Annotated in this window: 1 protein-coding gene and 1 pseudogene; one reads left to right on the top strand and one right to left on the bottom strand. The window is 61.5% G+C overall.

Annotated elements, in window-relative coordinates:
• Positions 1–410, bottom strand: a 410-nt coding sequence (locus tag A3730_RS01155; protein ID WP_197477212.1) for a succinylglutamate desuccinylase/aspartoacylase family protein, incomplete at its 3' end; no start/stop codon positions are given.
• 99 nt (positions 411–509) lie between these two features.
• Between A3730_RS01155 and A3730_RS01150 the strand changes: the two are divergent.
• Positions 510–693, top strand: a pseudogene (locus tag A3730_RS01150) (guanylate kinase); the annotation flags it as partial.

Below are 693 nucleotides of genomic sequence, written 5' to 3'. Positions count from 1 at the left end.
GCCAGCGGCACCAGATAACGGGTGAAGTAATCGGCAATTTTTTCGGTGAGGGTACCGGCGGGGTTGCCCGGAAAGGCCCGGTTCAGGTTGCCGCCGTCCAGCGGTGAAGTACGCGTGCCGTTCAGCACCGCCGGGTGATTCATCATCGGCACAATGATGACACGGCCGCTGATATCACGCGGCTGCAGCCGGTTGGCCAGCTTGAGCAAGGCGGTGATGCCCTCGTATTCATCACCATGATTGCCCCCGGTCAGCAGTGCGGTGGGCCCTTCGCCGTTGCGGATCACCGTCACCGGGATCATCACATTGCCCCAGGCAGACTGGTCGTGGGAGTAAGGCAGTTTGAGGAATCCGTGCTGCACGCCGTCCCGATGAAAATCCACCGTGGCGCTGATCGCGCTGTCCTGCATAGCGAGTCCGTTATCTCCAGGTCAGGGTGCATATGACGCACCCGGGTCTTTACGCCTATAATGCGCGCTTTACCGGGATCGCGAACAGGACATTCTTTTATGGCCGACAAAGGCACGCTGTACATCATTTCCGCCCCGTCCGGCGCCGGCAAGACCAGCCTGGTGGCCGCCCTGGTCGACAAGCTTGCCCGGGTCCGCATTTCCATCTCGCACACCACCCGCGCCATGCGCCCCGGCGAGGAAGACGGCGTGAACTACCATTTCACCGACCGTGACAGCTTTG

The sequence above is a fragment of the Alcanivorax sp. HI0044 genome (assembly GCF_001634945.1).
The sequence above is the reverse complement of the archived record's forward strand: the minus strand, read 5'-3'. Positions and strand labels throughout refer to the sequence as shown.